Source organism: Salinibacterium sp. NK8237, from assembly GCF_015864955.1.
Classification (GTDB): Bacteria; Actinomycetota; Actinomycetes; order Actinomycetales; family Microbacteriaceae; genus Rhodoglobus.
Genome location: NZ_JADYWE010000002.1, coordinates 20,686 through 46,827, shown reverse-complemented (window position 1 = coordinate 46,827; position 26,142 = coordinate 20,686). Strand labels below are relative to the sequence as shown.

Below are 26,142 nucleotides of genomic sequence, written 5' to 3'. Positions count from 1 at the left end.
GCCGATCATGCGGTCTTGCGCTTGCAAAAAAGCTTTTAGTCGCTCTCAGGAACAGCTGTGAGCGACCAGATGATCGATGTCACGAGAGATCGTGCTGCTTCTTCGTCGATTGGGTCATAGAGAAGCTGCGAGGCTAGCCCCGACGCGAACGCAAGCACCGCTCGGGCGAGTTGATCGCCGTCAATGCGTCGATCGAGCTCGCCTTCCGCGTGGGCACGGCCAGCAAGCATGCCCAGCTTGTGTCGCAGCTCCTGATCCCACGCTCGGATCGATTCGGCAATATCGCTATCGAACGGCGCCCGATCAGAGAAAGCGACGCCAATAAGACACGCGCTGCGGCGATCGTCGTCGAGGGGCAGCGTTGCGATGACAAGATTCACCAACCAGTCACGCAAACTCGGACGGCCCGGCTCAACGCTGACAGCATCTGAAACTCTGGACTGGGCGTAAGTCAGCGTCGCACCGATCAACTCACTCTTGGATCGGAAGGTCTTCTGGACGGCCCCGAGAGACCAACCCGACTCCGAAGCAACCGCGCGGAACGTTACCGCCGCAAGCCCATCACGAGTGACGATCCGCAATGCCGCAGCAGCGAGTTCATCCGTGCGCTTCATGAAACTCCTTCGTCAATAACTATCCACCAAAGGAATACAGGCGTATTCTCTGTGAATACACTCGTATTCTAAATCCGGAAGCTGGATCATGGCCGAATCACCACGCCCCATCACAGTGCGTCATCCCCTCGCGTTCATTGTCGGGACCACTATCACCCTTATCGTTCTGCTGGGAATAGCCGGCACTGCGATCTATCTCACCGGGATTCCGCTGTCGTCACCAGTTCCCGTTATCTTTCTTCCCATCGCCATCGGGATAGCGAGTTGGGCAACCCTGACGAAGCGATGGCAGCTGCTGGGCTTCCGGGGTATCAACACCCCCGGGCCCACGTCGATAATCGCACTCATGCCACTCATCATTGTCGCCGCATTGACGGCAGCGACGACTGGCGGACCAGCGGCCCTCACGCCTGTCGCGTGGCTCGGCATCACCGGCCTGGTCTTGCTGGTCGCGTTCGTCGAAGAAACAGTGTTTCGATCCATCTTCATCGCAATATTGCGTTCACGCGGAACAAGCAAGGCGATCGTTGTGTCCACCATCGCGTTCAGCCTCGCCCATTCTGTAAATGTGCTCACCGGACAGGACTTGGATTCCACGATCCGCCAAATTGTCTTCGCCCTCGCCTTCGGTCTCGCTGCGTCGTGTGTTTACCTTCACACTGGAAGCATCTGGCCGACGCTCATTTTTCATGTCATCTTCAACTTCATCCAGCTCACGAGCGTGAACCAGACCCCAGCCATCGTGGATTGGATCATGACAGCGATCATGTTTCTGGGAGCGGGCTGGCTCTGGTCGGGGATCACAAGGGCAGAAAAGCATCCGCGCGGACGGCGGCCCGTGGCACAATCCCACAGTCGGTGAAGAAACATTGAATGGTCGAAGAGGGCTTCATTTCGCGCCCTCAATGCTCCCAGAACGCGGGGTAGACGAAGTTTTCTAGGAAATTACTGAAAATAACAGAATGATAACTAGACAGCGTTATGTTTCCGTTATACATTCATAGAGCAGAAGTTGTTTGCTGTGGCAGCTACTGCGGAATGTGATTGCAGGACACTCTTGGTGCAAAGGGAGAGGGTCGGTTTCATGCCTCTGAAACCGGCCCTCGAACTATTTAACGGGTACCCCAGCAAACGCCCATATTAGGCAATAGGCAGTCGGCCGAGAATCTGGCGGCGCCTGCGGTTAGTGCCCGTCCTCGTTGCGGGGCTCCCGCGGATCAATCATGATCTTCTGGATGGGGAACGGCATCTCAATCTCGGCCGCTGTTAGTGCCCGCTTGATCGCCTCGAGAACCTGATCTTGTGCCTCAACCGCTTCGCGACGGTCCGGTGGGCTAATCCAAAAGCGAACCTCAAGAATCACGCTGAAGTCGCCGAGCAGATTCACGAGAACCTCCGGCGTCGGGTCTGTGACGATGCCCGGCAAGGTCGCAATCGCCTCAAGGATGGCGGCACGAGCATCCGCAATGCTTTCGTCATAGCCAATCCCCACCTCCACACTGAGCCGGCGGTTCTCATACGCCGTGTTCACGACAACCCGCTTCGTATAGAGCTCGCTGTTGGGAATCACCACCACCCGGTTGTCATAGGTGCGCAGCAGCGTTGCCCGCACCAAAATGTCCACAACTTCGCCCTCATGATTCTCCGACACGATCTGGTCACCGATGCGAAATGGTCGAGTAAACAGAATCAGGATGCCGGCAAGCAGATTCTGAAAAATGTCGCGGAAGGCGAAGCCAATTACGACACCGCCAACGCCCAGAGCTCCGAACAATGACGCCGGGGTGATGGTCGGAAAGATCACGGTGAGCGCGACAAGCAGCCCAAACGTGAGAATGCTCCAAGCAGTAAGGCGGCTCAGCACCATCTGGAGCCCGCGCGGCCGGCCGGCCCGCCGCATAGCCAGCCCCACGAGCTTGGCTACGACCCACGACAGGGCCCAAAAAATGAGGAAGACCACAATGCCGATGATCACATTGGGGAGGGAAAGAAATAGGGAGGAGAAAATGTTCTCCACACGCTCAATCACATCGCCGAAATCGACCGACTCCTGCCGAAAACCAGATCCTGTCATCGCACGGTAACCCCTCAGTCGAAACGCCGCCATCGACACCGACGACTGTTTTGCGCGAGTCTACGCCCCCAGCAACACCACCCCGCAGGCGTCAACCACCTAACTTAACGGGCACCGCTACAGGGCAAAAAGCCACACCACCACGATAAGAACGGCCATCAGGGCACAGTCAACAATCGCCCACGGCAACAGTGTCCTTTTTGCCTTGGCTCGGATAATCCAGATCGCCAGCCCCGCCAGAGCGGCCGCCAACCCCATCCACCACGCGGCACCAGCAACAGCCAACGCCTGACCGTTCCAGGCCACAGGGACCACAGCGGGCAACCCACTCGCCATGATGGTCGCAGTGCCCGCCAGAGCGCTCAGCACCACAAATCCACACCCCGCGAAGACGAATAGCAGAATGCCCAGCACCTCATGTCGTTCATTCAGCGGGCCTGCCGTGCGTGCGGTCATTCCCTGAGTATTACCCAAAAAGCGTTGCTCCACCAGCCCACACGTGCGGCGATCGCGCGCGCTTCGGCCTAGGCTGACACGACCGCCGAATCGAACGGATGACCGTGACCACTGCCCCGCTGCATCCGGATGTAGCCCGCGCCATCCATGCTCTCGGTGGCGTACTGCCCCAACACGCTCAACTCGTGGTCGAGCCCGACAACGCCGAGTACGAGGCCGTCACCACCCTCCCCGCTGCAACCCGGTTTCGGGTCGCAAAACTCACCCCCACTAAGCCGGGTTTTTTCGTCACCGTTTGGCGGCGAGACATTGACGGCACCACGCAACCATTCCCCAGCGACGATGGCACCCAGCACCTCGTCGTCGTCACCCGCGACAGCAACGGCTTTGGTGCGTTCGTCTTTCCGCTCAGCGTCCTGATCGTCCGCGGCATCGTTTCGGATGGCGGCCGCGGCGGCAAGCGCGGTTTTCGCGTGTACCCGCCCTGGGCCGACACCCGCAATCGCCAAGCCCAGAACACCCAGCAGTGGCAATGTGAGCACTTTCACCTGCTCAGCTAAATAGTCAGCCGCCGACCCTAGAGTTGAGGGGTGAGCGGAAACCAGAATCAGCCCTCCATCGTGTGGCTGCGCAACGACCTGCGACTAGCCGACAACCCTGCGCTAACGGCGGCCGCGAGCGAAGGCCGACCGCTTGTTGTCGTCTATATTCATGATGAAACCGGCGACGGCATCCGCCCGCTGGGTGCGGCAAGCACGTGGTGGCTGCATCACAGCCTCACGGCTCTGGATGTCGCCCTGCAGAATCTAGGCGGCCAGCTGACCCTGCGTCGCGGCCCTGCCGCGCAGGTGCTGCCGGCGCTCGTGGACGAGCTCGGCGCCGCCTCGGTGCACTGGAACCGCCGCTACACGGCCGCCCGCGATATCGACGCGAGCCTCAAAACGAGTCTGCGTGAGCAGGGGCTCACGGTCGAAAGCCACCAGGGCAATCTGCTGAACGAGCCGTGGCATATCCGCAATGGGCAGGGCGAGCCGTACAAGGTTTTCACCCCGTATTGGCGTGCGGCGCAAGATCGTCCGGTGCGGGATGCACTGCCCGCACTCACGACGAACGAGCTGAGTTGGCCCGCCGACTCCCCCGCGAGCGACGACCTCGCCGAGTGGGATCTGCTGCCCACCCGCCCCGACTGGGCCGAGGGACTGCGCGAGACCTGGACTCCTGGCGAAGATGGCGCCCACGATCGCCTCGAGAGTTTCGTCACCGAACGTCTCGCCGACTATCACCGCCGCGATGAACCTGCCGTGGATGCCACGAGCGGCCTCAGCCCGCACCTGCGGTTCGGCGAGATCAGCCCCACCCAGATCTGGCAGCGGCTGCGTGGCGACGGTAGCGGTACCGGCAACGACAGCGACTCCGGGAACGGCAAGGGCTCCGCCGACGTGCCGACAGCCGCTCGCAAGAACGTCGCCAAGTTCTTGAGTGAAATCGGCTGGCGCGAATTCTCGACCGCCCTACTCTTCGACAACCCGCGCCTCGCGACCGACAGCTACCGCCCCGCCTACAACGCGTTCCCCTGGGGCTACACCGTCGACCAGCTCGGCGCCGTGGACGAACCCGCGGGAGTCAGCGAAGTCGACGCGTGGCGCCGCGGCCGCACCGGCATCCCCCTCGTCGATGCCGGCATGCGCGAGCTCTGGCACACCGGCACGATGCACAACCGCGTACGCATGGTCGTCGCGAGCTTCCTCATCAAGAACTTGCTCATCGACTGGCGGGCCGGAGAACAGTGGTTTTGGGACACCCTCGTTGACGCCGACGAAGCCAGCAACCCCGCCAACTGGCAGTGGGTTGCCGGATCCGGTGCGGATGCCGCCCCCTACTTCCGTGTGTTCAACCCGGTGTTGCAGCAGAAAAAGTTTGACCCCGCGGGCCACTACGTCTCGTACTGGATTCCCGAACTCGGCACCGACGCGTATCCCGAACCCATCGTGGATCTTGCCGAAACCCGCCGCGAAGCCCTCGAAGCGTACACGGCAGTGAAAGCCGCAGCGGCAGAATAAGGACTCCCCAGGGGTCGGCGTAGCAGGCTCACCGCAGCCACGCGGCGGCCGTTCTTGGCGCGCCCGGCGAACCCGAATCGACCGTTGGATGCAGCACTGGGCACTTCACCAGACTCCACTCAGTTGACTGCCAGCTTGCGCCAGTAACCCCAGAAACATGCGGATCCGAGGCCCCCGACAGCCCTCATCCGCACCCCCGATTGCTCGAATTTCAACTTTTTTGACATGACCCCCAAACCGGTTACGGCCGCACTCCGGAGTACTCATTGCGCCTCGGGAAAGCCTCGAGACGCAGAGCCTCTACGGAGGCCGACCACGTAAGAAGGAGTTCAGTCATGAACGCATTTACGAAGAAGACAACGCTCGGCGCAACCGCTACCGCAGTAGCCCTCATCGCAGTCGGAGCAGCAGCTCCCGCCATGGCAGCAACCGGTGACAGCTACACCTCGACGAAGTCATACTCCTACTCCTCCCCCAAGCAGACCGACATCCCCGTTGTTGTAGCACCCGAGGTCGGCGACGTTGACCTTCTCGGCGGCGACGTTCTCGGCGGCGGCATCCTCAACGGTGACCTCCTGAACGGCAACGCTGTTGCTTCCGGCAACGAGGTCAACGCTCCCGTGGCTTCGGGCAACGACACCGCAGTCGGCAACGTGAGCGACTCCGCGAACGTTTCTGACGTAGCGAACGACGCTAACGTCTCTGACGTCGTCGACAACGCAACTCAGGTAACCGACGTTGTAGACAACGCGACTGACGTAGTGACCGACGTCACTGACATTGTTGATGTCGACGACATCCTCGACGATGTTGTTGACGCAGACGACATCGTCGGTGACATCACCGGTGACCTCGGCCTGAACGGAATCTTCAACTAACTTTCTTCACCCGCTTGCCCCCGCCTGATGTTCTCCGGGCGGGGGCAAGTTTCGTTAACTACGTCTGCCCGTACTTCAATCTTCGGCTTTAGACTGGGCGCATGTCGGTCACAGAGCTCTCGGTCAGCACCCAGAACTACCTGAAGACCGTGTGGAGCCTTTCCGAATGGTCCGATGCCCCCGTCACCGCCACCGTGATCGCCGAACGCACCGGCTACACGCTGTCGAGCGTCTCGGATGCCGTGCGTCGCCTCACCGATCAGGGCTTCCTCGATCATGCCCGCTACGGTTCCATCGCTCTCACCGCGGTCGGTAGTGCTCACGCCGTCGCGATGGTTCGCCGCCACCGCCTCATCGAATCGTTTCTCGTGAGCGTGCTCGGTTACACCTGGGACCAGGTGCACGACGAAGCAGAAAACCTCGAGCACGCCGTCTCTGACTTCATGGTCGAACGCATCGATGAGTTTCTCGAACACCCCACCCGTGACCCGCACGGCGACCCCATCCCCAGCGCCGACGGCGCGATTACGATTCCGGATGCCGTGCAACTCAGCCGCGTCGCCCCCGGCAGCACCGTGGTCGTCGAACGCATCTCCGACGACGACCCCGAGCTGCTCAAGTTCTTCGAAGAGCGCGGCATCGTGTTCGAAGCGACCCTCAGCGTGAATGCCGGGGCACCGTATTCGGATGCGCTCGAGGTGGTGGTGGCGGGCCAATCCGCTGTGCCGATTAGCCTTGGCCGGAGCGCGACCGACGCACTCTACGTTTCGGGCGGCACCCTCAGCGCCTAAGGAACGAACGGGGCACCTGAGGCGCACCGCGCGGGTTCGGTGCGCAGGCTGTGTCTTCCGAACTACTGGGCGGCGAGCATCCGCTGCCGCTTCATCGAACCGAGGCGCTTGCCGATCACGCCCTGCGTGGGGCTGAACAGGTAGACGAGCGCAAAGATGCAGCCTTCGACAAGCACGATCATGCCGCCGGATGCCGTGTCGAGGTAGTAGCTGAGGTACAGCCCGGTGACGGCCGCGAGCGCCGACATCACCGGGGCGATCACGAGCATGCGTGAGAAGCGATCGGTGAGCAGGTACGCGGTGGCGCCGGGGATGATGAGCAGTGCCACGACGAGAACGACGCCGACGGCTTGAAGCGCGACGACGGCGGTGAGGGCGAGGAGCCCGAGAAGCGTAGCGCCGAGCACCTTGGGGTTGAGGCCGATCGCGTGGGCGTGGGTGGCGTCGAAGGCGTAGAGGGTGAAGTCGCGGCGCTTCACGAGCAGGATCGTGAGCGTGATTGCGCCGAGGATGAGCACTTGGGTGAGGTCGGCCCAGGAGACTCCGAGGAGGTTGCCGAAGATGATGTGGTTGAGGTCGGTCTGCGAGGGCGTGACGGAGATGAGCACGATTCCGAGCGCGAACAGGCTCGTGAAGACGATGCCGATGGCGGCATCCTCTTTGATGCGGCTCGTGTTTCTCACGATGCCGATGAGGGCGACGGCAAGAAAGCCGAAGATGACCGCGCCGAGAGCGAAGGGCGCGCCGACGACGTAGGCGAGCACGACTCCGGGGAGCACGGCGTGCGAGACAGCGTCGCCCATGAGCGACCAGCCGATGAGGACGAGCCAGCACGAGAGCACCGCGCACACGATCGCAGCGGTGACGCTCGTGGCGAGGGCGCGCACCATGAAGTCGTAGCTCAGGGGTTCGAGAAGGAAGTCGAGAGGGTTCACGCGGCGTCTCCCGCCGTGACATCGAGGCCAAAGGCCCGTGCGAGGTTTTCGGGCTTCAGCACCTCGGCGGGAGTGGATTGCAGCAGCACCGTGCGCATCAGCAAGATTGCCTCGTCGGCGAGTTTCGGCAGCGCATTGAGGTCGTGGGTCGAGACGAGCACCGTGGCACCCTCGGCGGCGAGCTCGCGCAAGAGTTTCGTGATCGTTCCCTCGGAGCGCTTGTCGACGCCGGCAAAGGGCTCGTCGAGAAGCAGGATCGTCGCGCCCTGAGCGATGCCACGCGCCACAAACGCCCGCTTCTTTTGGCCGCCCGAGAGCTGGCCAATCTGGCGGTCAGCGAGGTCAGTGAGTTCTACGCGGGCGAGGGCCTCGGCGACGGCAGCCTTATCGGCAGGCTTGGGGCGGCGGGAGAAACCCATGTGCCCGTAGCGGCCCATCATCACCACATCGCGCACGGAGAGCGGGAACGCCCAGTCGACGTCTTCGCTCTGCGGAACATAGCCGACCGCTCCGGCCTTGCGCGCGAGTGTAGGCTGCTGACCGGCCAACGTGACTGTTCCGTGGTCGGGGCGCAGCATCCCGGTAATCGTCTTGAAGAGGGTCGACTTGCCCGAGCCATTCATGCCGATGAGGCCATAGATGCGGCCGGGCGCGAGGCTGAGGCTCACGTTGTCGAGCGCGAGCACATCGCCGTAATGAACGGTGACGTTGCGCACGTCGATGGCGGGCGTGCTCATTGGGATGCCCCGGTCAGCCCGGCGATGATGATGTCGGCGTCGTGGCGCAGCAACTCGAGGTAGGTCGGCACCGGGCCACCGTCCTCCGACAGCGAGTCGACGTAGAGGGTTCCGCCGAAGGTCGTGTCAGTGGCCTCGACCACTTGCTGCATCGCGCGATCGGAGACGGTGGATTCGCAGAACACTGCGGGCACGTCGTTGTCCCGCACGAACTCGATCACCGACGCGATCTGGCGGGGCGTCGACTGCTGCTCAGCGTTGACCGCCCACAGGTAATGCTCGCTCAGCCCAGCGTCGCGTGCCATGTACGAGAACGCTCCTTCACACGAGACGAGAGCGCGCTGTGACGCCGGCAACTCGGCGAGTTCGGCCGTGAGCTCGTCGTTCACAAGCTGCAACTCCGCCTTGTACGCCTCAGCATTGGCGGCGTAGTCGGCAGCGTTTTCGGGGTCGAGTTCAGCGAACGCGGCCTCCATATTGTCGACGTAAATCTGTGCGTTGAGGGGGCTCATCCACGCGTGCGGGTTGGGCAGCCCTTCATAGGCATCTTCGGCAATGTTGATGGTGTCGACGCCGTCAGAGACCACCACGTGCGGCACGTCGAGACCGTCGACGAACTGCGCGAACCAGGCTTCAAGGTTGAGCCCGTTGTCGAGAATCAGGTCGGCTTCGGCCGCCTTGGCAATGTCGCCGGGCGTGGGCTCGTAGCCGTGGATCTCGGCCCCCACCTTGGTGATGGATTCCACCCGCAGGTTGTCGCCGGCCACGTTCTCGGCGATATCGGCGAGCACCGTAAAGGTCGTGAGCACGACAGGGCGGTCGTCGTTCGGGTCAGTCGTGGCGCCCGCATCCGACACCGCAGTGCAGCCAGCGAGACCGAGCAGAAGGGCGGATGCCGCAGCAGAAATCATCGTCATGCGTGCGGTGTGCTGGCGGCCCGTTACTGCTCTCATTCCCATGTTCTGATCCTATGTTGGGAGAGCCTCTTTAGGAAACTACGTCTAGACGTAGTTTGCCTGAAACCTTAACGATCGGTAAAAGTCGCGGATCTTTCTCCTGCGCATGATTGGCGCAGGAGAACGCCACAAAACCCTCTACAGCGCAGGCTGCTCAACCACTAATGCGAGCGATCGCTGAGCTTCCTGGACTATCACCGGATTGGTACTTCCCGCGACGAGTCGTTCGAGGAGGAGCTTGGCATTGGGATGATTGAAACTCTCGAGCGCACGCACAATCTTCCACTGCATGAGCTCGTCATCAGGGTTGCCCCGAAGCTTCTCGGTGAGCGCGTTGAGCGCTGCCAGCCGATCCGTCGTTGTCACCGCTGAGTAGAAACATAGGAAGCCGACGGCATCGATCGCCTCGACTGCCCGCGTCCGTGGTCCGTCGACAACGGCCGCGATCAACGGCGGCAACACCACAGAATCCATACGCGCAAGAATCCTCGCCACGATGTCTCGCGGAAGCGGGTAGCTAGTCTTCTTGAACGCTTCAGTGGATGGCTGTTCGTGCTGATTCCGCCCGATAGCACCGAGCAGCGGAATGAGCAGCTGGGCGGTTTCTTGGCCGCCCGCTTGGAGCGCTTCGCACAGTTCGAGCTTGGTATAGAGCTTGGTCTCTCGTGTGAGTCGCTCCACGAAAAGCTGATCCAACGAAGCATCCGGTCCCGCAGCACGCGAGAGCAACCGGACTGCGGCTGATCGCTCGACAGCGTCAGTGGAGTCCAACTGTCGCGTCAGTTCGGCCGCCGACAGATGACGGGACGCATCGAGGTCTTCGTCGCGCAAGAATCCACGACCGCGCAACTGACTCACTGAGCTCTTCATGTGATCGCCACTTTATCGCGAGCGGGTCAGCCGAATGCGGGGGCGCATTACTACTGTGACCTCACACCTGGCATCGGCATCGTCATCGGCATCGAGAGGGCGACTCGCCTGTGGCTACTGGTAAAAGCTCAAAGGTGCGCCGACTGCATCGCATTCGACAGCGAGCGCCGTCGTCGCTTCTCCCAACGCTGACGCGTCCCCTACGGCCGGTTCGGCACCGTCGGCGCCTAGCTCCGTGATTGCCGAACGTAGGTCGTCGACTTGGCTGCTCAAAAGCGCGTCCTTGTGCAAGATTCCAAGGATCGGGAAGCCGTCGGCAATAGTGGCAATCATGTAATCGAACGATTCCCTATTCAACTCGCCGGCCTCATACCCCGAGACCACGCCGTTCACCGTCATGAGTTCGATCGAGAGCGAATGGCACAGCCCAACGTTGCCCTCCTCCAACGAAGTCGCGGCTGCGCTTGACGAAGGTTCGGTGGGCGGTGGCGGCTCGACTTGGGTGCATGCAGAAACAGAGATCAGCATTCCGGCGCATACGGCCGCGGTTAGCAAACGTCTCATTAGGCTCCTTAGCAGGTTGCGGTTCCAGCGAACCGCGCAAGTGGGGCTGTGTGCGACGCGTCTTCGCACACACCAATTTTCCGGTCTCAACTATGTGAAATCAATAATGTCTCACATTTGCCGACCTGTCTACCTGCTCGACATTTCGACCGTGAAGCGCAGCAGAGCGAGCGTCTGGCGGCCGCACAGCAGGCCTTCGCGAACGCGGCTGCGCTATTGCCCAGGGAGTAATACAAGCGATAGCATCGCCCTAAATCGAAAAATGTTCGTATTTCGACAGTGAGGGTCATACTTGCTTTGCTCTGCTGACGGTGCGCCCCAAAAACTCATTGCGGGCGTTGCGGCTGTTGGATCGTTCGCTGAGCTCAGCGGTGCGATCACCAACGATGAGGTAATTCATCTCGAAAAGCTAGGCCAGGAGTGGCTTAGCGTTATCAGCAATCCCCGAAGCGGGGCTTATATCTGGACTCCCGCTGCATCCATCCCGGCCTTCGCAGTAGACACGAACTTGCATTTTGACGCCCTGGAGGCAGAACTTGCGCCCCTCTAGGCCTGTGAAATCAGTAATCGTCTTGTTAGCCAGCACAAGTCTGCTTGGAAGCTGCGTAGGGGTCCCTGCCAATGAGATCGGTGCCGACCTCGAAGTAAAGGCGCTAGAGCGCACCGCCTTCCTATTCGCTGACGCCTCGGCCTGCATTCAGATCCAAGCCGAGGAGGAAGCACCTATCGAGGACGTTGAGCTATTCGAATCGAAACTCGACCAATGTGGATTCAGCTTGCAGATACTTGACCTCACCGATGAAGAGATCTTGTCGGAGTTTCGCCCTGCAGGGGACGGTACTTGGCTCGTCTCTGGCCACACGGCTGAACAGCGTCTGACGCTTACTGCATATACAACCGGGCTAGCACGATTCGATTCAGGGCTAGTAGCTGCACGACACATTAGGAGCTTGTGCTGGTCGTTATCACTCGACATCCAGACTGGCAGCGATGTAAACATCACTGACGAGACATGCAGCCCAGCAATCTTTCTCGTGGACTCGGAGTACATCCTGACCAATATCGCCGAGCTCGAAGCAGCGACTTAACCAACTGGCTGCCTAATTGGGGTTCATCCCAAACCAACGCTAGCGTCTGCCACATGACGATCTCACGCCGAAACATGGTGCGCGGATTCGGCACTCCGCCAGTGGCGCCGTTCGAACTCCGGGATGCGGAGGCGAGCATTGCAGTCGAACTGCGATGCTGAATATAGTTGTTCTAACCGAGAAGGGACCAACGATGTTCACACGGTTTCTCAGTTTGATGGGTCGGGCCGCTAAGCGCCTGGCATTCGTGTTTACCCAGTTAGGCGGGGCGGCCAACGGTGGCCGAAGCGCAGATCCCAGCGCTCGCTCACTCTACGAAGACCGCGAAGACTACCGCCCGTAATAGGTTCCCGTTACGGACGTTCGCGGTCGCGAGCCGTCCACGTGGGGTTCGCCCTAAACCGACGTCAAGGTCAGCCGAACCCAGCACCACGTTGCTACTGTGACCTCATGACCGACATCGCTAGCGCGCCTACCGCAGACCCGGCCGCGACAGCCTTCGACACGATCGTCGTCGGCGCCGGAGTCTCCGGGCTCACCGCGGCACGCTTTCTCGCCCAGTCCGGCCAACGAGTGCTCGTGCTCGAAGCCCGCGACCGCACGGGTGGCCGCACGCACACCGAACGCTCCGGCGACGTTGCCACCGACCGCGGAGCATCCTGGATCCACGGCGTCGACGACAACCCCCTCACCGATATCGTCAACGCCTTCGGCATGCGCACGGTCGAGTTCACGGTTGGCAGCTACCAGCCCACCGGCCGCCCCATCGCCTATTACAGCCCCACCGGCGAGCGCCTCAGCGACGACGCTGTCGCCCAGTTCGCGGATGACGTCCGCACCTTCGACGCGCATCTTGCGACGGCGGTGCAGGCTTCCACTCTCGGCACAAGCTATGAGCAGACGATGGGCGTCGCGCTTTCCACGCTCGGCTGGAACCCCGATCGGGCGGAGCGCGTGCGCGAGTTCGTGCTGCACCGCTCCGAGGAGCAGTACGGCGTGCACGCCGGGCTGCTCGATGCGCACGGTCTCGACGATGACACGGTCGAGGGCGACGAGGTGGTGTTCCCCGACGGCTATGACGAGCTGGCAACGAATCTCGCACAGGGACTCGACGTTCGCCTCGAGCATGTGGTCACCGGCATCCGTTGGTCAAAGCAGGGCGCAACGGTCGCCACCGCGCAGGGCGATTTCACCGCGGATCGCGTGGTCGTAACGGTGCCGATTGGGGTGCTCAAGAGCGGCGATCTCGCGTTCGAGCCGGCGCTGCCCGAATGGCTCACCCACGCCATTGACGGCTTCGAGATGAACAACTTCGAGAAGGTCTTTCTGCGCTTCCCCACTCGCTTCTGGGATGAGAGCGTCTACGCGATTCGCCAGCAGGGCGAGGCGGGCAAGTGGTGGCATTCCTGGTACGACCTCACCGATCTGCACGGCGTTCCCACCCTGCTCACGTTCGCTGCCGGCCCCAGCGCCATCGAGGCGCGCGACTGGAGCGACGAACAGATCAGCTCGTCCGTTCTCGATGCTCTGCGCGGGCTCTACGGCGAGCGCGTCGAGCACCCCGACGAAGTGCTCGTGACGCGCTGGCAAGACGATCCATACTCGTACGGGTCGTACGCGTACATGCGCCCGGGATCCACGCCCGACGACCACGACCTGCTGGCCACCCCGGTCGAGAACGTGCTGCACTTTGCGGGCGAAGCAACGTGGACGGATGATCCAGCCACCGTCACCGCGGCACTACGCTCCGGTCATCGCGCCGCCGAGAACATTCTCGGGGTCGCACTGTCATTCAGCGCATTGAGCGAGTCGACGCGCGATCTCTGATCCGGTACTCGACCTCCGGAGGAACCGGATCGCCAGCGCCGTCGCCGTCAGGGTCGGCATCCGGATCGGCATCGGGCACGCCATCGAGCAATTCGACCAAGAACGTGACCGCAGCTTTCGCCGTTGCCTCGGGTGCCAAATCGATCGAAGTTATGGGCGGAGCGCTGTTTCTGGTCTGCTCCGAGTCAGACCCTGAGGCGATCATGATGTCGTCGGGAATCAGATAGCCGGCCGCTTGCAGCCCAGCTTGCATGCCCGCAGCGTGCCGCCCGGTCAGGCAATAGATGGCATCCGGAAGCGGCTCGCCTGAGGCCAGCATCTGTTCGGCCAGTGCGCGACCACCCGCCTCGCCCAAGCCCTCATCTTGGTGGTACACGAGCGGGGATTGCCCGCGTTCCGCAGCCCAGGCCCGGTACGTCAATTCGCTATCGGCGTTCCACGAGTTGTTGTCTTCTCCGGTGACAATCGCGATGCGCGTGGCGCCGCGTTCGAGAAAGTGCTGGATAACTGCATCCGTGTTGGTGTGAGTGCCGGCGCCAAGCCAGGCGGTGAATTCCGGTCGCTCGATATCGCGCCCCACTGCCACGACAGCGATGCCGTTTCGCGTGAGCAATTCGATGACCGGATCGCTGGCCACCGGGTCAGAAATGATGAAGCCATCGGCGGCCAGAGCGATGCCGGGGGCATTGCCGACGGTGGGGTCCCGCATTAACGCAAGCCCGTAACCGCGATCCAACGCTTCGACTGCGGCGGCTCCCGCAAACCGTAAAAAGTAGTCAACACCCTCCGGTTGGTAGGAGCCGAGAGTGTCGAGGGGGCGGATGACGAGTCCCAGGATTCCGAGGCGACGGCTGCGGAGTCCGCGAGCGATCGCATCTGGGCTATATCCCAGATCAGCGGCGGTTTCGACGACTCGCTTCCTGGTGGCATCCGCAATGACTCCCTTGCCATTGAGGGCGTGAGAAACGGTGGTGATCGAGACCCCGGCCCGCTTGGCGACGTCGTGAATTGTCGCTCGTCTACGTGGCTGGTTAGTGGTCACTCTGGCAGGCTACCCGAGTTTCCGGCATGTAAAACGTTTTGGGTATTTTTCCCCCAAAACGTTTTGGTCAACTAGGTTTTCACACACATCAAGCGTCTTAGCGTTCAGGTTCGATCTACCTAGGAGCAATTCAATGAAGAAAAAAGCAATAGCGATCGGCAGCATTCTTGCCCTCGCACTGACCGGGTGCGCAGCAGGCACCAGCAGCGACACCTCATCCAGCGTTGACAACAACGACCTCCTCACCCTCACTCCTGCCGCCACCGGCGAGCTCGATTTGGTGACGTGGAACCTTCCCTTCGGCGAGCCAGCATCGCTCGACCCGATCAAGTCGTTCAACTACGCCGAGAACACCGTTGTGGCCAACCTGTGTGAAGGACTCATGCAGTTGCAGCCCGACTTCACGATCGAACCCGGGTTGGCCGAAAAGGTCGAAACCCCCGACGATCTCACCTACATCTACACAATTCGCGAGGGCGTCGAATTCTGGGATGGCCAGGAAATGACCGCCGATGACGTCGTGTACAGCCTCGGCCGTCATCAGGATGCCGACGAAGGAAGCTACTGGGCCGGCGGGCTCGTCGGCAACATCGCTTCCATTGAGAAGACCGCGGACTGGGAAGTCACCGTTACCCTCACGAAGCCGGATGCCGCCTTCAACTCCTACATGGTGACCCCCGTCGGCACGATCGTGGAGCAAGACTTCCGCGAAGCAGCTGGCGACACCTTCGGCAACCCGACCGGCAAGGTCATGTGCACCGGCCCCTTCTCCGTTGGGGACTGGGATCAGGGCCAGTCGATCTCACTGATCAAGAACGACAACTACTGGAACAGTGACAAGCAGGCTCAGACGGCTCAGGTCGACATCAACTTCATCGTTGACGCAGCCGCTATCGCCACCGCACTCGACACGGGCGCGATCGATGGTTCGTACGACGTGCCGCTCGGTGCGCTCAAGTCGCTGCAAAGCTCGACCGAGGGATCCCTTTACCTCGGCAACTCGTTGCAGATCGTCGGCATCATCGGCACCGGAAACGGCATCTTCGCCGACCCCGCCGTTCGCCAGGCGCTCATGATGGCGACCGACCGGGATGCCATTGCCGCGACGGTCTTTGAAGGCACGGCGAGCGCGTCACAGTCTCTCGTTCCCGACAACGGCTGGTCATACGGCGACGCTGAATTCACGGCAGGTCGCGACGAACTCGCCTCGGCAGAAATCGACATCGAAGGTGCCAAGGAAGTTCTGAAGGACGCCGAGGTCGACCTCACCGAGCCGATCAAGATCGTGTACCCGTCGGAGCGCACCTACTACGCCGACATCATCTCGGAGATCTCTAACGGCGCCCGCGCCATTGGCCTGACTGTTGAGCCGGAAGGTGTGCCCAGCGCCCAGTTCGGTGCATTCTTCTCTGACCCCGCAGCGCGCGAAGGCCACGACGCGTTCGTGACCTACAACTACATGGACGTTCCTGACCCGCTCGCGTTCCTCCGCGCAATCGCCGGAACCGGTGGATCGCAGAACTACAACGACTACAGCAACTCCTCCATCGACGCGTTGCTGGACGAGGCCGCTGCAACCGCCGATGACAGTGCGCGCGCTGAACTCGTAAACGAAGCGCAAGTGCTCGTGATGGAGGATCTGACCTGGATCCCGATCGTCGACCCTGCCGTTCGACTGTTCATGAATGACCGCGTCACGGGTGCTCCCGCATCCTTCGTTTACCTGTACTACCCCTGGGCTGCCGACCTCGGCGCTTCGGGCGAATAGTTCACACGCCCGGGGGTCGCGTGGCTAACGCGCGCGGCCCCCGGGGTTCGGCTCCAATGAAAAGGCTCGTTCCGTGACCTTCATACTTCGACGACTGGCGGCGCTCATCGGCGTCCTCATCGCATCCAGCTTCCTCGTGTTCGCCGCCATGTATGCGGCACCGGGAAGCCCAGAAAACTTTCTCGTTCAAGGACGAACGGTAAGCCCAGAGGTGCTCGAAGCTATTCGAGCGCAGTACTCCCTCGATGACCCGTTCCTGGTGCGATTCTGGAACTGGCTCACCAACGTGCTGCACGGCGACTTCGGTCGATCGCTCGCCAACCAGCAGGATGTCGGTGACCTGTTGGCCGCTCGCCTCCCCACCACACTGTTGCTGGTCACGATGGCCGCCCTCATCATCATCGTGCTCGGCGTCGGCTTCGGCATTCTGGCGGGAACCCGCGGTGGCGTCGTCGACAAGATCATCCTCCTCGGCTCCAACTTGGGCTTCGCCGTTCCGACCTTCTTCGCCGCTCTCATCCTCATGAGCATCTTCAGCGTCGGCCTCGGCTGGTTCCCAGTCTTCGGGTCGGGCGACGGCTTCATCGACCGCGTCTGGCATCTCACTTTGCCCGCGCTCGCACTCGCACTCCCCTCGTCTGCCGTCGTGGCGCGCATCACTCGCACGTCCATTCGTGAAGAGCGTGACTCCGAGCACTCGGTGATGGCGCGGGCCCGCGGAGTAGCCGAACGTCTCGTCATGAGACGCCACGTCATCCGCAACTCGATGCTTCCCGTGAGCACCATCGTCGGTGTTCACATCGCCGGGTTGATTGCCGGGTCATTCGTTGTCGAGTACGCCTTCACCCTCGACGGAATCGGCACGCTGCTGGTTCACGCCGTGCAGCGAAAAGACTTCGCCGTCGTGCAGGCCATCGCGATCGTGCTGGTCGCTGCGTTCGGCATCATCAACCTTCTCGTTGACCTCTTCTATGCCTCCATCGACCCGCGAGTGAAAGTGGAGACAAACCGATGAAACAATTCGCTGAACGGATGGGCACGCTAGGCCTTATTGCGTGTGGAATCATCGCCGTTGTCGTTCTCGGCGCGCTCTTTGCTCCGCTGATCGCTCCTTACGACCCGACCATCGGATCTGTCACCCAGCGCTACCAGGGAATGTCTTTCGAGCACCTGTTCGGAACAGACCAGGCCGGCCGCGACATCTTCTCGCGCCTGCTCTGGGGAGCACGATCAAGCCTCACCGGGCCGCTCATCGTCGTAGCGATTACGGCCGTGTTCGGAACCCTGATTGCTCTCACCGCCGTCTGGTGGGGTGGCATCGTCGACTCGTTCCTCAGCCGCGTTCTCGACCTTCTCTTCGCTTTCCCCAACCTGTTGCTCGCCATGCTCGCCATCGCGGTCTTCGGTCCCAGCCTCACCACCGCGGCACTGGCTCTCTCGGTGGCGTACATTCCGTATTCCGCTCGTGTGGTTCGCAGCATGGCGATGCGGGAACGCAACCTGCCCTACATCCGCTCTCCTGAATTGCAGGGCATCCCCGGAATTGTGATCACGGCACGGCACCTGCTGCCGAACGTCGCCCCGCTCATCGTGACCGGTGCCACCATCAACTTCGGGTTCGCGATGATCGAGCTCGCGGCACTCTCGTTCCTTGGCCTCGGCGTGCAACCGCCGGCAGCCGACTGGGGACTCATGGTGTCGAGCGGGCAGCAGTCACTCTTGAACGGCTACCCCGCAGAAAGTGTTCTTGCGGGACTCAGCATCGTCATCACCGTGGCCGCCTTCGGTTACGTCGGAGAACGACTCGGTGGCCGTGCCGCCGCAGGGAGGAAAGCCTGATGCTCACCATTGACAACCTCTCGCTCACAATTGGCCCCGATCTGCAGATTCTGCGCGAAGTGTCGCTCGCTGTCGCTGCGGGCGAAGCAGTCGGCCTTGTTGGCGAATCAGGCAGTGGCAAGTCCATGACCCTGCGATCAATCCTGCACATTGAACCGGAAGGATCGCAGGTCACCGGCACGATCACTTTCGATGGTGTCGACGTTCGCGGTCTCACCGGAGAAGCTCTCCGCCAGATGCGGGCCAACGATGTCTCGATGATCGCCCAGAACCCGCACGCCGTGCTCAACCCCGTGCTTCCTGTCGAGCGCTACCTCATTGAGGGAATGCATGACGCTCAAGGGCAACCCACGAAAACCGCCAAGCTTCGCGCTGGCGAACTGCTCGAACAGGTCGGTATCGATGCCGTTGACCGCGTGCTGCGTTCCTACCCGCACCAACTCTCCGGCGGAATGCTTCAACGCGTTGTCATCGCCGGCGCAATCGCGGGCAAGCCGCGCTTGATGCTCGCCGATGAACCAACCACCGCTTTGGATGTCACCACCCAAGCAGAAGTGATGGCCATCCTCGATGAGTGCCGCCACGAACTCGGCATGGCGATGCTGTTCGTTACGCACGACCTCGACCTTGCCGCAGCAGTCTGCGACAGGATCGCCGTGATGAAAGAGGGAGAAATCGTGGAAATCGGCCTTCCCGAACAGCTTCGCGACAACCCGAAGCATCCGTACACCCGAGCCCTCATGGAATCGCGCCCCGCCGGACTCACCTGGACCCCGGAAGGCGGACCGACCTCATGACTACCCCAGCTATCACCGTCGAAGCACTGAACAAGACCTTCCACACCGGAGCGAAACAGAAAGTAAAGGCGCTCGACGAGGTCACACTCAGCGTCGATAAAGGTTCGTGCCTAGCCGTCGTCGGAGAATCCGGCTCGGGAAAGACGACTCTCGCGCGCATTATCGTCGGCCTCGAAACGCCAGACTCGGGCAGCGTTACTGTCAGCGGCAAGCCCGTCGCCGCGCACGCCAACCGACGCGAACTGCGTCGTCGGGCGCGTGACATCCAAATGGTATTTCAAGACCCGCAAAGCTCTCTCAACCGTCGGCTCCCCGTTCGGGTTGCGGTCGACGAAGTGTTGAGAGCCCATTCGCGTCTCAGCCGTGCCGAACGAGAGGCGCGCTGCAGCGAGCTCTTCACGCTCGTCGGCTTAGAAACGCGTTACCTTGACGCTCTGCCGAGCGAGCTTTCGGGCGGCCAGAAACAGCGGGTTGCGATCGCCCGCGCCTTGGCAGCGGACCCTGCCGTCATCGTGCTCGACGAATCTGTCGCGGCACTCGACGTCACTGTCCAAGCCCAGATTCTCGAGCTTCTTGCGAGTCTCCGCGCCACATACGGCCTCACCTACCTCTTCATCACGCACGACCTCTCTGTTGTGCAGATGATCGCCGACCAGGTTGTGGTGATGCGCCAGGGCCGCATCGTGGAGCGGGGAACGACCGCCGAAGTACTCACCAACCCGCAGCATCCGTACACTCAACTTCTCCTCGCCTGCGCGCCCCGCCCCGGCTGGAAGCCCGAGCGAGGAATGATCCGCAAGCTTCGGGAAGAGATCGCATCATGAGCACCACCCCTCCCTTTATTCAGATCAATTCAGCGGATGCCTTCCACCGCGGTCTGAGCCGCGGCGTCGCGATTGCTGAGACTCTGAAACGCGGCGTTGCCATCTATCTCGACCTCTTCGAGACATCCGGAATCAGCCTCGGCGATGTACAGAAGTATGCCGACAACGCCGTGCTCGTCACCGAACGCTGGAGCGCCGACCTCGCCGCCGAAATGCGCGGGGTAGCCGAAGGAAGCGACCTGCCGCTCTGGAAGATCGCCGCCGTGAACGCTCGCACCGAGATTCTCTCTCAAGCGATCGGCACCAAACCGGGCGAATGCTCCACCATCGTCAACGCCCGCGAGAGCCCGGTCGGAGCCCAAACGTGGGACTGGCACGACGACCTCGCCGACTGCTGGCACCTGCACGAAGTCAGCGGCACTCCCCGCACCTTTGTCGGCCTGACGGAGCACGGCATCCTCGGCAAAATCGGAATCAATGACGCCGGAGTGGGCATCATGCTCAACATCCTCGGCCACCAAGCAGACCGGCCAGACGGCGTGCCCGTGCACCTTGTTGCCGCCCGCGTTCTCGCCGAAGCGTCGACCCTGGCCGAAGCGGTCGAAATTCTGCGCACTGCACCCGTGAGCACGTCCAGCGCCATCACCGTCGTGAGCCCCGAAGGTTCCGTCACAGTCGAGCTGAACCCCGACGGCGCCGCCGTGCTTGAGCCAACCGATGGCGTGCTCATCCACACCAACCACTTTGTTGACCCCGAACTGAGCAAGGGCGAAAAACTGGGGCTCTACGATCCAGACACCCAAGCACGCTACGACGTTCTTACCGAACGAGCCGCCGCCGCACCGCTGCCCACCGCGGCGAGCGCCCTCATCCCCTACCTCTTCTCCGAACCGGGTGACGCCGCCCAACTCTGCTGCGTTCCCGCAATCGGCGCAGTGTTCGGCGACCGCTGGGCAACATTAGCCACCATTACGTTGGATGCCGCGGCACGAGCAATCACTGTCTCCCCCGGTTCGCCCAAAGACGCCACTGCCGAAACAACCATCCGATTGGTCGCTACACGCTGATCGCCGCACGCTGACCGCTGACCGCTGACCGCTTCGCACCGTCACATGTCGCAACGCAGCACCCCCGAGTGTTAACGTGAGAACACCCCTTCGGGGGTAGCGGGCCGCAATTTCGGGGTGGCCCCAGCGACGGCCATTCGGGTGGCCATTACGCAGAGGAGCAACTGTGTCGGTGCAGCAACAATCGGGCGAACACGGATCCGTCGCCTCGCGACCACGTGAGCAGTGGTCGGGCCAGTGGGGTTTCATCCTGTCGGCCATCGGCTCCGCCGTGGGTCTCGGCAACATTTGGCGCTTCCCCGGTGTCGCCTACGAGAATGGTGGCGGGGCATTCCTGATTCCGTACCTGATCGCATTGGTCACGGCCGGCATCCCCATCCTCTTTCTTGACTATGCGATCGGGCACCGCTTTCGTGGATCATCGCCGACCGCATTCCGTCGTCTCGGCGGCAAGGCCGGCAAGTGGCTCGAGTCGCTTGGCTGGTTCCAGGTCTGGATTTGCATCATCATCGCCGTCTACTACGCCGCCGTTGTTGCGTGGGCAGCCAGCTACTTCACGTTTAGCTTCGACCTTCGCTGGGGTGACGACACTGCCGGGTTCTTCCAGAACGAGTTCCTCCAGACCTCGGCCCCCGGCTTTAGTGCGCAGTTTGTCCCCGCGGTTCTTATCCCACTGGTGCTCGTGTGGATTGCGGTTCTTGCCGTGCTCGGCTCGGGTATTGCCAAGGGCGTGCAACGCGCGAACGTGATCTTCTTGCCGCTTCTCGTTGTCGCTTTTCTGATCTTGGTCGTTCGCGCCCTCTTCCTCGACGGCGCAATGACCGGGTTGGATGCTCTCTTCACCCCCGATTTCTCAGCCCTGAGCGACCCGAGCGTGTGGATTGCGGCGTACAGCCAAATTTTCTTCTCGCTGTCGATCGCGTTCGGCATCATGATCACGTATTCGTCGTACCGCAACCGCAAAGCCAACGTCACGGCGCCGGCACTGGTCGTAGCTTTCGCCAACTCCTCCTTCGAGATCATTGCCGGCATCGGAGTCTTCGCCACCCTCGGATTCTTCGCGTTCCAGCAGGGCGTCGCTATCGACGAACTCGAAGGCATCACCGGAGTTGGGCTCTCGTTTGTTACCTTCCCGGCGATCGTGTCGCAAATGCCCGGTGGTCCCCTCTTCGGCGCACTGTTCTTCGGTTCGCTCGTCATGGCCGGATTCACCTCGCTGTTGTCAGTGCTTCAGGTCGTGTCATCCGCATTCCAAGACAAGTTCGGGATCACCGCCCGCCAAGCATCAGTGCGCGTCGGGGCCGCCCTGGCCGTTGTTTCGGTGCTGCTCTTCTCAACGACCACCGGGCTCATCACGCTCGACACCGTTGACCAGTGGGCGAACAACATCGGTATCGTCGTCGCCGCGATCGCCTCGACGATCCTCGTGATCTGGGTGTTCCGTAAGGGCCCCGAGCTCGCAGCACACCTCAACGCCGTCTCGACCTTCAAGGTGGGGCGCCTGTGGCAACTGCTAGTCGGGGTTCTCGCGCCGGCCGTTCTGCTCTACATGCTCATCCAGCGCATCATCGTGCTCGTCACGGAAGGATACGAGGGCTACCCGCTCTGGTACCTAGCGGTTGCGGGTTGGGGCACCATCGCGGTGATCCTGATCGGCGCCATCACCATGACCTCCCTGCGCTGGAAGCACGATCCGGATGACTTCACCCCGTGGCCCAGCGCCCAAGCATTGAAGGAGCTCAGCAAATGAGCGGCATCGCCATCACGTTCTTCATCGTCGCCGCCGTGCTCGTGTGGGGCGGCCTTATCGCGAGCATCATCTTCCTCGCGCGCAAACCCCAGCTCGACGTGTATCCCGAAGGCTCAGAACTCGTGAGCGACGACGACTAGCTTTCGCTGCGTTACATGCGAAAGGGCGGGCATCCGATGATCTGGATGCCCGCCCTTCGCCGTTATGCAATTATTCCGAGCTGTCGTTGCCCTCGGTAGCGCCGGCGGAAGTCTCGCTGAGTGCTACTTCGGCAAGCTTTGCTGCGAGCGAGTCATCAACCGAGTTGATGCTTGAGCTGCTCTTAGCGCTGCCACGAGCACCCTCACCAACAGCCTGACCAACGGCGCGGCCCTGGATGATCGAGGCGAGGTCGAGACCCGTTGCAGCCTTGATCGATTCGAAGGAGCTACGCAAAGCGATTGAGCTTTCGTTGCCGATGGTGTCTGCTGCGCTCGATCCGCTGCCACCGATAACGGTGACGGAACCGATCTGGCCATAACCCTTTGCCCACTGCTCCATGACGAGTGGCAGTGATTCGAGGGCACGCTGGGCGAGGAGTGCATCTTGGTGCTTGGCGAGAGCCGCAGCTTCTGCCTCGATGCTTGCTGCGCGTGCTTCACCGGAAAGGCGAACGGCATCCGCGTCGGCGGCGGCGCGAACGCGCACTGCTTCTGCTTCAACTGCTGCAATCTGGGCCTGAGCTTCGGCGCCCTTGACCAGACGGTAGGCGTCGGAGTCGGCATCCTTCTGAGCCTTGTACAGGTTGGCGTCAGCGACGCGCTTCACGTCGGCGTCGAGCTCGGCCTGACGGTTCTCGGCACGCTGCTGCAGAACGCCCTGCTCGGCCGTGGCGCGAGCGAGCGCTTCAGCCTGCTCGGCCTCAGCATTGGCCTTACCGACCTCAGCCTTGGAGTCTGCGGTGTTCTTGTCGAGCGCGGTCTGCTCGATCAGGTTCGCCTCGGCAACAGTGATGTTGCGCTTCGAGATCTCGCGGTTCGCGTCGGCCGTGGCGAGTTCAGCTTCGCGACGCTTCGACTCAATCTGCGGCGTTCCGAGCGACTGGATGTAACCAACCTTGTCGCCGATGCCCTTGATCTGGAAGGAGTCGAGAATCAGTCCCTGCTCCGACAGTTCGGTGGAGACATCCGTCGCGATCTGGTCAGAGAACTTCTTGCGCTCACGCATGAGCTCAACAACCGAGAGGGTTGCGACAACACCACGAAGGGCACCCTCAAGCTGCTCAGTCGTGAACTGCTCGATGGCGGCATCCTGCGAAGCGAAACGCTCGGCAGCACGACGGACCAGGGCAGGGTCAGAACCGATCTTCACGATCGCAACCGCTTCGACCTGAAGCGTCACGTTGTCAGCTGACTGCGCCTCTGCAGTCATTGACACCTGGCGCGAACGAAGCGAAATCGTCTCGTGGCGTTGCGTGATCGGGTTGACCAGCGCCTTGCCATTAACGATGACCGTGACGGCAGAATCATTGCCCGCGCCGTCCTTTTGCGAACGTCCCGAAACGACGAGAGCCTCGTCGGCGCGAGCGACCTTGAACCAGGCGCGAGCGATCAGCAACATGACCAGGAAAAGTACAACAAGAACGACCACCCCGATTCCGATGAGGAGGACGAGTCCGCCAGTGGCGAAGAATTCCATGTATGCACCTTTCAAAAAATGAGCGATCTGCACCCATTGTCCTTGGTTACAGCGCGCGCATCCACCCTTCGATGCCATCCGCTGTAATTGGCAGCGCATCGGAGAGAACTTCGTGGCCGGTTGGGGTGACCATCACGTTGTCTTCGATGCGCACGCCGAGTCCGCGCAGCTCGGGTGGCACGGTGTTATCCCACTCGTGAAAGTACAGTCCAGGCTCGACCGCCATGACCATTCCGGGCACGAGTTCGCCGCTCTGGTAGGCGGAGTAACTCGACTGAGCGCAGTCGTGCACGTCAAGCCCGAGATGATGACCGATGCCGCACACAATGTACCGACGGTGGTGCTGGCCTTGCGGGCTCAGTGCCTCATCGACCGAGACAGGAAGCATTCCCCAGTCGTGCAGACCGGTCGCAATCACTTCGAGCGCAGCGAGATGAAAGTCGCTAAAGATCTTGCCGGGACCAACCGCCGCAAGTCCCGCACGGTGTGCCTTCTCTACGAGGTCGTGCGCTTGACGCTGAGCCGCCGAGAACGTTCCGGATGCCGGAAGCGTGCGCGTGACATCCGCCGTATATAAGGAGCGGGCTTCCACTCCCATGTCGAGCAGCACGGCGGCGTCGGGATTCACAGGGCCGTCGCAGCGCACCCAGTGCAGCACGGGTGCGTTCTTTCCGCTGCCGACGATCGTGGTGTAGCCGGTGCCATTGCCGACGGTGCGCGCGTAGCGGTCGAAGGTGCCCTGCAACCAGCGTTCGCCGCCGAACTCGATGGCGTGCGGAATCTCACGGGCGACCGCTTTGAAACCTTCGATCGTGTGATTCACGGCTCCGCGCAGTTCGGCGATTTCCCACTCGTCTTTGATCATGCGGATCTCCGAGAGCACTCGACCAAGGTCTTGCGAGACCGGGATGTCGCGCAACAGCCGGTGGGCTCCCTGCAACGACCCGGTCAGCGCGATATCGCTCGCACGCGCCAAAGCTGCATCGAGCTCCGAGAGTGGACGCGTCTCGATCTGCAGCGCGGCGGTCCACTCGGGCATGCCTGGTGCGGAACCGACCCAGAGTTCACCCTGGGCAGCATTCGCAAAGAAGTCCGCTTCTCCGGGATATGCCGGTGCCGGAATAAACAGTGTTGCATCGTGGCTACCCGCGGCGGGGCTCATCACGAGCACGGCGTCTTCGGCCGAGCATCCGCTCAACCAGAAGAAATTGCTGTCTGGACGAAACCCGTAGTAGTTGTCGTTCACGCGCACCGGGGCAACACCGCCGGCGACGACGATCGTGCGCCCCGCGAACGCCGGGCTCAGTCGGGCTCGGTGCGCAGCCGTTGCCGCTGCGATGCCGGGCACGGTGTCTGGGGTGCGGTCGGGGGTCGCCCAGCCGGTTTTCATGTAGTCGACGAAGCCGGTGGCGTTGCGCAGGTGCGGCAGTCGCGGGTCGCCGCGGTCGGGATGCGGCACTGACGTTGCGGGAGCGGCGTGCTGGTGGGCGTCGGGAGTGGGAATGGATTCCACAGTCATGGTTTCCCT

28 protein-coding genes are annotated in these 26,142 nt (G+C 61.8%); 17 read left to right on the top strand and 11 right to left on the bottom strand.

The genetic code is table 11. The annotated features are described in order from the left end of the window. Window positions 1-35 precede the first annotated feature (35 nt). The gene (locus tag I6E56_RS10545; protein WP_197138384.1) at window positions 36-614 is read right to left on the bottom strand and encodes a TetR/AcrR family transcriptional regulator; all 579 of its coding nucleotides are present in this window, start codon (window positions 612-614) and stop codon (window positions 36-38) included. A gap of 88 nt (window positions 615-702) precedes the next feature. On the opposite strand from I6E56_RS10545, the gene I6E56_RS10540 reads away from it, so the two are divergent. Next, a complete protein-coding gene (locus I6E56_RS10540) occupies window positions 703-1,476 on the top strand; it encodes a CPBP family intramembrane glutamic endopeptidase (protein WP_197138382.1) in 774 nt (257 codons plus the stop codon). 321 nt (window positions 1,477-1,797) lie between these two features. On the opposite strand, the gene I6E56_RS10535 is transcribed toward I6E56_RS10540, so the two are convergent. Both I6E56_RS10535 and I6E56_RS10530 read right to left on the bottom strand, forming a co-directional pair. Beyond that, window positions 1,798-2,688: a mechanosensitive ion channel family protein gene (locus I6E56_RS10535; RefSeq protein ID WP_197138380.1), complete on the bottom strand. Its 891-nt coding sequence runs from the start codon at window positions 2,686-2,688 to the stop codon at window positions 1,798-1,800. A 117-nt stretch (window positions 2,689-2,805) separates the two neighbouring features. Continuing rightward, entirely contained in the window at window positions 2,806-3,144 is a 339-nt protein-coding gene (locus tag I6E56_RS10530) for a hypothetical protein (protein ID WP_197138378.1), read from the bottom strand. Between the two features lie 98 nt (window positions 3,145-3,242). Here I6E56_RS10530 and I6E56_RS10525 point away from each other — a divergent pair, with 98 nt between their 5' ends. From I6E56_RS10525 to I6E56_RS10510, 4 genes are all read left to right on the top strand, one after another. Further along, entirely contained in the window at window positions 3,243-3,704 is a 462-nt protein-coding gene (locus tag I6E56_RS10525; protein ID WP_231606595.1) for a MepB family protein, read from the top strand. A gap of 30 nt (window positions 3,705-3,734) precedes the next feature. Continuing rightward, window positions 3,735-5,204, top strand: coding sequence for a deoxyribodipyrimidine photo-lyase (locus I6E56_RS10520; protein WP_197138377.1), 1,470 nt, complete (start codon window positions 3,735-3,737; stop codon window positions 5,202-5,204). A 335-nt stretch (window positions 5,205-5,539) separates the two neighbouring features. After that, a complete protein-coding gene (locus tag I6E56_RS10515; protein ID WP_197110516.1) occupies window positions 5,540-6,082 on the top strand; it encodes a hypothetical protein in 543 nt (180 codons plus the stop codon). Between the two features lie 101 nt (window positions 6,083-6,183). Then, complete coding sequence (locus I6E56_RS10510; protein ID WP_197138375.1) at window positions 6,184-6,873, top strand: metal-dependent transcriptional regulator; 690 nt, start codon at window positions 6,184-6,186, stop codon at window positions 6,871-6,873. Between the two features lie 62 nt (window positions 6,874-6,935). Here the strand turns inward: I6E56_RS10510 and I6E56_RS10505 are convergent, their stop codons facing one another. The 5 genes from I6E56_RS10505 to I6E56_RS10485 form a co-directional block, all read right to left on the bottom strand. Further along, window positions 6,936-7,808, bottom strand: coding sequence for a metal ABC transporter permease (locus I6E56_RS10505; RefSeq protein ID WP_197138374.1), 873 nt, complete (start codon window positions 7,806-7,808; stop codon window positions 6,936-6,938). Continuing rightward, window positions 7,805-8,545, bottom strand: coding sequence for a metal ABC transporter ATP-binding protein (locus tag I6E56_RS10500; protein ID WP_197138367.1), 741 nt, complete (start codon window positions 8,543-8,545; stop codon window positions 7,805-7,807). Before I6E56_RS10500 ends, I6E56_RS10505 begins: the two co-directional genes overlap by 4 nt. After that, window positions 8,542-9,498, bottom strand: coding sequence for a metal ABC transporter substrate-binding protein (locus I6E56_RS10495; RefSeq protein WP_374062126.1), 957 nt, complete (start codon window positions 9,496-9,498; stop codon window positions 8,542-8,544). The genes I6E56_RS10500 and I6E56_RS10495 overlap by 4 nt, the downstream gene beginning before the upstream one ends. Window positions 9,499-9,639: 141 nt before the next feature. Then, entirely contained in the window at window positions 9,640-10,371 is a 732-nt protein-coding gene (locus I6E56_RS10490; protein WP_197138359.1) for a hypothetical protein, read from the bottom strand. Between the two features lie 114 nt (window positions 10,372-10,485). Continuing rightward, entirely contained in the window at window positions 10,486-10,935 is a 450-nt protein-coding gene (locus tag I6E56_RS10485) for a hypothetical protein (protein ID WP_197110521.1), read from the bottom strand. Window positions 10,936-11,227: 292 nt separating this feature from the next. Here I6E56_RS10485 and I6E56_RS10480 point away from each other — a divergent pair, with 292 nt between their 5' ends. The 4 genes from I6E56_RS10480 (at window position 11,228) to I6E56_RS10465 (ending at window position 13,850) form a co-directional block, all read left to right on the top strand. Next, window positions 11,228-11,485 (top strand): hypothetical protein, encoded by a 258-nt coding sequence (locus I6E56_RS10480; RefSeq protein WP_197110522.1) that lies wholly within the window; start codon window positions 11,228-11,230, stop codon window positions 11,483-11,485. 4 nt (window positions 11,486-11,489) lie between these two features. Then, on the top strand, window positions 11,490-12,023 hold the full coding sequence (locus I6E56_RS10475; RefSeq protein ID WP_197110523.1) for a hypothetical protein: 534 nt from the start codon (window positions 11,490-11,492) through the stop codon (window positions 12,021-12,023). A 193-nt stretch (window positions 12,024-12,216) separates the two neighbouring features. After that, complete coding sequence (locus I6E56_RS10470) at window positions 12,217-12,366, top strand: hypothetical protein (RefSeq protein WP_197138357.1); 150 nt, start codon at window positions 12,217-12,219, stop codon at window positions 12,364-12,366. Window positions 12,367-12,473: 107 nt separating this feature from the next. Beyond that, window positions 12,474-13,850, top strand: a complete 1,377-nt coding sequence (locus tag I6E56_RS10465) for an NAD(P)/FAD-dependent oxidoreductase (protein WP_197138355.1) — start codon at window positions 12,474-12,476, stop codon at window positions 13,848-13,850. Here the strand turns inward: I6E56_RS10465 and I6E56_RS10460 are convergent. Further along, entirely contained in the window at window positions 13,816-14,892 is a 1,077-nt protein-coding gene (locus I6E56_RS10460; protein WP_197138353.1) for a LacI family DNA-binding transcriptional regulator, read from the bottom strand. The two genes, I6E56_RS10465 and I6E56_RS10460, sit on opposite strands and share 35 nt — an antisense overlap. Window positions 14,893-15,025: 133 nt before the next feature. Between I6E56_RS10460 and I6E56_RS10455 the strand changes: the two genes are divergently transcribed. From I6E56_RS10455 to I6E56_RS10420, 8 genes are all read left to right on the top strand, one after another. Beyond that, window positions 15,026-16,660 (top strand): ABC transporter substrate-binding protein, encoded by a 1,635-nt coding sequence (locus tag I6E56_RS10455; protein ID WP_197138351.1) that lies wholly within the window; start codon window positions 15,026-15,028, stop codon window positions 16,658-16,660. A 73-nt stretch (window positions 16,661-16,733) separates the two neighbouring features. Then, a complete protein-coding gene (locus I6E56_RS10450) occupies window positions 16,734-17,675 on the top strand; it encodes an ABC transporter permease (RefSeq protein ID WP_197138349.1) in 942 nt (313 codons plus the stop codon). Further along, the gene (locus I6E56_RS10445) at window positions 17,672-18,499 is read left to right on the top strand and encodes an ABC transporter permease (protein ID WP_197138347.1); all 828 of its coding nucleotides are present in this window, start codon (window positions 17,672-17,674) and stop codon (window positions 18,497-18,499) included. Before I6E56_RS10450 ends, I6E56_RS10445 begins: the two co-directional genes overlap by 4 nt. Beyond that, window positions 18,499-19,296, top strand: coding sequence for an ABC transporter ATP-binding protein (locus I6E56_RS10440; protein WP_197138345.1), 798 nt, complete (start codon window positions 18,499-18,501; stop codon window positions 19,294-19,296). Before I6E56_RS10445 ends, I6E56_RS10440 begins: the two co-directional genes overlap by 1 nt. Then, complete coding sequence (locus I6E56_RS10435; protein ID WP_197138343.1) at window positions 19,293-20,120, top strand: ABC transporter ATP-binding protein; 828 nt, start codon at window positions 19,293-19,295, stop codon at window positions 20,118-20,120. Before I6E56_RS10440 ends, I6E56_RS10435 begins: the two co-directional genes overlap by 4 nt. Continuing rightward, entirely contained in the window at window positions 20,117-21,187 is a 1,071-nt protein-coding gene (locus tag I6E56_RS10430) for a C45 family peptidase (RefSeq protein WP_197138341.1), read from the top strand. The genes I6E56_RS10435 and I6E56_RS10430 overlap by 4 nt, the downstream gene beginning before the upstream one ends. Window positions 21,188-21,353: 166 nt before the next feature. Further along, on the top strand, window positions 21,354-22,937 hold the full coding sequence (locus I6E56_RS10425; protein WP_197138339.1) for a sodium-dependent transporter: 1,584 nt from the start codon (window positions 21,354-21,356) through the stop codon (window positions 22,935-22,937). Further along, complete coding sequence (locus tag I6E56_RS10420; RefSeq protein WP_197108430.1) at window positions 22,934-23,077, top strand: MetS family NSS transporter small subunit; 144 nt, start codon at window positions 22,934-22,936, stop codon at window positions 23,075-23,077. Before I6E56_RS10425 ends, I6E56_RS10420 begins: the two co-directional genes overlap by 4 nt. Window positions 23,078-23,147: 70 nt before the next feature. On the opposite strand, the gene I6E56_RS10415 is transcribed toward I6E56_RS10420, so the two are convergent. Both I6E56_RS10415 and I6E56_RS10410 read right to left on the bottom strand, forming a co-directional pair. Then, window positions 23,148-24,614: a flotillin family protein gene (locus tag I6E56_RS10415; protein WP_197138337.1), complete on the bottom strand. Its 1,467-nt coding sequence runs from the start codon at window positions 24,612-24,614 to the stop codon at window positions 23,148-23,150. Window positions 24,615-24,660: 46 nt separating this feature from the next. Continuing rightward, the gene (locus tag I6E56_RS10410; RefSeq protein ID WP_197138335.1) at window positions 24,661-26,133 is read right to left on the bottom strand and encodes an aminopeptidase P family protein; all 1,473 of its coding nucleotides are present in this window, start codon (window positions 26,131-26,133) and stop codon (window positions 24,661-24,663) included. Window positions 26,134-26,142: the final 9 nt, after the last annotated feature.